This is a genomic window from Lyngbya sp. CCY1209 (assembly GCF_055795065.1).
Map to the genome: position 1 here is coordinate 1 of NZ_JAYFER010000462.1, position 4341 is coordinate 4341.

At 57.9% G+C, this 4341-nt stretch carries 4 protein-coding genes; 1 reads left to right on the forward strand and 3 read right to left on the reverse strand.

Annotated features, from left to right (window positions below; genetic code table 11):
* Positions 1–145 precede the first annotated feature (145 nt).
* The 3 genes from AC0QHF_RS14765 to AC0QHF_RS14775 all read right to left on the reverse strand — a co-directional run bounded on the left by AC0QHF_RS14765 (position 146) and on the right by AC0QHF_RS14775 (position 2787).
* A complete protein-coding gene (locus AC0QHF_RS14765; RefSeq protein WP_324704987.1) occupies positions 146–802 on the reverse strand; it encodes a DivIVA domain-containing protein in 657 nt (218 codons plus the stop codon).
* A complete protein-coding gene (gene coaD / locus AC0QHF_RS14770; RefSeq protein ID WP_324704990.1) occupies positions 709–1263 on the reverse strand; it encodes a pantetheine-phosphate adenylyltransferase in 555 nt (184 codons plus the stop codon). The genes AC0QHF_RS14765 and coaD overlap by 94 nt, the downstream gene beginning before the upstream one ends.
* Positions 1264–1560: 297 nt before the next feature.
* Positions 1561–2787, reverse strand: a complete 1227-nt coding sequence (locus AC0QHF_RS14775) for a type IV pilus twitching motility protein PilT (RefSeq protein WP_324704988.1) — start codon at positions 2785–2787, stop codon at positions 1561–1563.
* 312 nt (positions 2788–3099) lie between these two features.
* On the opposite strand from AC0QHF_RS14775, the gene AC0QHF_RS14780 reads away from it, so the two are divergent.
* Positions 3100–4224 (forward strand): DUF58 domain-containing protein, encoded by a 1125-nt coding sequence (locus AC0QHF_RS14780; protein ID WP_324704989.1) that lies wholly within the window; start codon positions 3100–3102, stop codon positions 4222–4224.
* Positions 4225–4341 lie beyond the last annotated feature (117 nt).

Here is a 4341-nt window from a genome sequence, read left to right on the forward strand (position 1 = left end):
GAGACATCCAGACCGCTTGGGAATCAATTCCCAAGCTAATAGCTCAAATCATCTAAAGATGATTGGGGAATTTGTACGGATCTGACTATAAATTTGCCTCCGGTCGCCTCCGGTCGCCTCCGGTCGCCTCCTGTGCCCCCCTGCCTCAATGCAACGGGGGCTGCTGGGACTCGTTCCCTCGCAACTGCTGGCGGCCGTTGTGGATGACCCGCATCATGTCGCCGAGTTGCTGTTCGATGTTGCCCAGGACGTGATCGGCGTACTCGTCGGCCCCCGCCTGGATGTCGCTGCACTCGGACAGAATCCGACTTCGCATTTCGTCGAGTTCCTGTTGCGCCTGGTAGCGAATTTGTTCGATCTCGGCCAGGGTTTGCTGTTGCAGGGCTTCGCACTCCATCTGCACCTGCTGTCTGAGGCGATCGGCCTCTTCCTGGGCCTGCTGGACGATACCCATTTCGTTCAAAATGTGGGTGGCCCGATGCTCCGCCCCTTCCAAAATCTCCTGGGCGTACTCTTCCGCTTCTTGGAGAATTTCATCTTTGTGGCGAACGATAATATCCGCCTCCTGAAAGGCGCTCGGAAGATTCAAACGGATCAGATCGAGCTGGTCGAGCAACTGTTCTTCGTCCACCAGGGTACGCCGGGTCAGGGGAACGCGGGGACTGTCGAGAATCATTTCTTCGAGTCGGTTGAGTTCCCGCTGAATGTCTATTCCGGGCGATCCCGTCGGGGTGGGTTCACCTTCTGCGACGAGTCCGTTTGGGTTGGTTTCGATTCGGGGGGTTGATTCCTGGCGTAGCATCTATGGATATCTATGGCGACGTGTTCGGGAACAAGATGATCGACGGAACCACCAAACTTGGCGATCTCTTTGACGACACTGCTCGATAAAAAGCTATATTCGTTCGAGGTTGCCAAGAAAACTGTCTCGATTGTATCAGAGAGCGTCTTGTTGGTGTGAGCCATCTGCAATTCCATTTCAAAATCGGAAAGAACCCGTAGCCCCCGCAGCAGCACTTGGGCATTTCGCAATTTTGCATAGTCTACCGTCAAACCCTCAAAACCGGCGACCTCGACATTATTTAAATGGGAGGTCGATTGGCGAATTTGGCTCAGGCGCTCCTCTACGGTAAACAGAGGCATTTTGTTGGGGTTTCGTAGGACCGCGACAATCACCCGGTCAAACAGATAACAGCCCCGCTCAATGATATCGACATGACCGAGCGTAACGGGATCAAAACTCCCCGGATAAATAGCTATCACGATAGGACGCTGGTAGAAGTTTGTGACAGACTCCCGGCATTGACCGGGCGGGTACAACGCCGGCTGGTGGGCCCAAACGGTCTGGGTTTGGGTTTCGCGTTTGAGAGTGAGGCGATGTCCGACCCCACTGTTGAAGTCGATTTTATCACGGGGAGTTGCCGGTGCTATTTAATCATCCCACCTTCCCTTCCTCCCACACCTCACCTGGGGTAAGTGTGCGGCTCCGGCCGGAATGAGCTGGAGACGTTTGTTCTCGGAGGATTAGATTTCGAGAAAGCGGACGGGAAAACCGGAACTTTAGAACAAGGTTTTGCCCGGTTTGAATTCCCGCACGGCCCCGGAGCCATCGATCCCGGCCATCCGGAAGAGGCGATCGAGCTCGGCGGCATCGGGGGAGGCTTTTTCGGCTTCCTCCATCGTAATCCGTCCGGCGGTCACTTGCTCGTAAATAGCCCGGTTGATGAGTTGCATCCCTTCGTAGGTGTCATTTTCCATCAGGAGGATGGCGCTTTCTTCGTCCCCTTTGAGTAGGTAGTCGTGCATGGCGGGGGTGTTGATCAGGATATCGTGGACGGCGGTGCGCTTGTTATCGACGGTGGGGACGAGGAGTTGGGCGACGACGGCGACGAGGGAATCGCAGATTTGAATCCGCACGGTGGCTTGTTCGTCCACGCTGTAGAGGTTCAGCAGGCGGTTGACGGAGTTGAGGGCGTTGCGGGTGTGGAGGGTTCCGAGGACGAGGTGGCCGGTCTGGGCGGCTTGGAGGGCGGTATTGACGGTGATGCGATCGCGCATTTCCCCGATCAGGATGACGTCAGGATCTTCCCGCAACACGGCCCGCAGGGCGTGGTGAAATTCCAGGGTGTGCAGTCCCACTTCCCGCTGGGAGATCAGGCACTGGCGGGAGGCGTGGACGAATTCGATGGGGTCTTCGATGGTGACGACGTGCTTCCGGGCCGTTTCGTTGAGGTGGCGGAGCATGGCGGCGAGGGTGGTGGATTTACCGGAACCCGTCGGTCCGGTCACCAAAATCAAACCCTGGGGATAGCTGATAATTTTCTTGAGCACTTCCGGCAGTCTCAATTCCTCGATGCTGGGAATTTTCAGGCCGATGAGTCGCAGCACCATCGCGCCGCCGGTCAGGGATTCAAAACAGTTGACCCGGCACCGCACCAAGCCGGGGTAAAAAATGGCGGTGTCGAGTTCTTTGTTTTCTTCAAATTGTTGTCGCTGGTAGGGCGTCAGGATCTCCTGGAGGTAGTGCTCGAAAAGCTCAGGAGTCACCTTGATTTGATCCTTGATCCGCACCATTTCGCCCTGGATTCGATATCGGGTGGTGTGTCCGACCCGGATATGGATGTCGGAGGCTTTTTTCTGGAAGGCGTCCTTCACCATGTCTTTGATCGAATTTCCGATCGCCTTACTGGCGGAGCGTTGGGCGACTTGGCGCTCTTTCGGTTGTCGCGGGGCGGGCGGCCGTGGGGGCAGGTGGTCGGGAGACGGAGACTGAGCAGAATGACTCATGATCTGAATTTTCCTCTGTTGCTCGGGTCTGGCTGATCTGCCTTGAATTATAGGAAATTCGAGAATTGGGTGTAGACTTTTAAAAAGTTTTGCAATCAAATTTATCAAATTTCAACGGGTGCGGCGATCGCGGGTTGGCGGATATTGGGTTAAGAAAAAGTGACTGTGGCGGTTTTCGATCCGATGAAATCCGGGCGATCCCCCTAAATCCCCCTTAACAAGGGGGACTTCAACCTCTCAACCGTACTTCGAGAGCTTGAGAAATGCCATATCGGGAGAATCGACAAAATGCTACGGGGATGGGCTCGAAAAATGACCAATTGGCTGGAAACCCGCTGGGTGACGCCGGCTTACGCGGGGGGGCTGCTGGGGTTTTTGACCCTGTTTTTCTTCGGGGCGGCAACTAACACGATGGCGGGGTGGCTGTATGTGATCAGCGGCATGGGGTTGGCGGTGCTGCTGGCCGCGGCGATCCTCCCGGCCCGATCGCTGGTCCCCCTGAAGGTCCGCCGCCACCCCATCGCCCCGGTGAGCGTGGGCGACCCCCTGACGGTGGAGGTGGACATCGACAACCCCTCCCGCCAACCCCGCACCCTCCTGCAAGTGGTCGATCGCCTGCCACCGGCATTGGGGGAGGCGAAACGGGCGATCGAGGCGATCGCGCCGGGGGAAACCTACCGCTGGAGCTATTCTTTACCCACCCGACGACGGGGGATCTACCACTGGCCGGGGGTGCGGCTGCGGACGGCCGCGCCGCTGGGTTTGTTCTGGTGTTCCCGCGATCGCGACTTACAGGCGACGGCGATCGTTTATCCTACGGTTCTCCCCCTGGCGAGTTGCCCCCTCCTCGACGCGGTGGGGGACGACTCCGGACCCCAAATTTACGAGCGCGATCGCCTGCACCTGGCTACGGAGGGCATGACCCGCACCCTGCGCCCCTACCGCTACGGCGACCCCACCCGGCTGATCCACTGGCGATCGAGCGCCCGCTACGGGGAGTTGCGGGTGCGAGAATTGGAGGTGGCGATCCAGGGACAGGATATCGCCATCTGTCTCGACAGCAGCTTTTCCTGGGACGAAGCGGACTTTGAAACGGCGGTGTCCGTGGCCGCGTCCCTGTATTTTTACGCCTCCCGCGCCCAGTATCAGGTGCAGTTGTGGACGGCAAAAACGGGACTCGTCCGGGGAAATTGGACGGTTCTCGGGGTGCTGGCGGGGGTGGCGGCGGGAGAAACCCAGGCGATCGCCGATCCGCCGAATTTGCCCCTGATTTGGATCACCCAGAACCCCGAAACTTTGGCAACCCTCCCCCCCCGAAGCCGCTGGCTGCTGTGGCCGGCTGGCGAGGATTTTAGACGCGATCGCCTCCCCTGTCCCGGAATTGCGATCGATTCCACACAACCCCTGATCCCCCAATTGCAATCCCCTCCAATTTAGAAGCGGAGGGAGCGGAGGGACAGGAATTAGGGAGTCGGTCGCCCGAATTCCAGGGAATCTCCAATCCGATTCAGAAGCCTCTTTTCCGTGGGGGCAACCTTATAGGGTTGCCTCTTT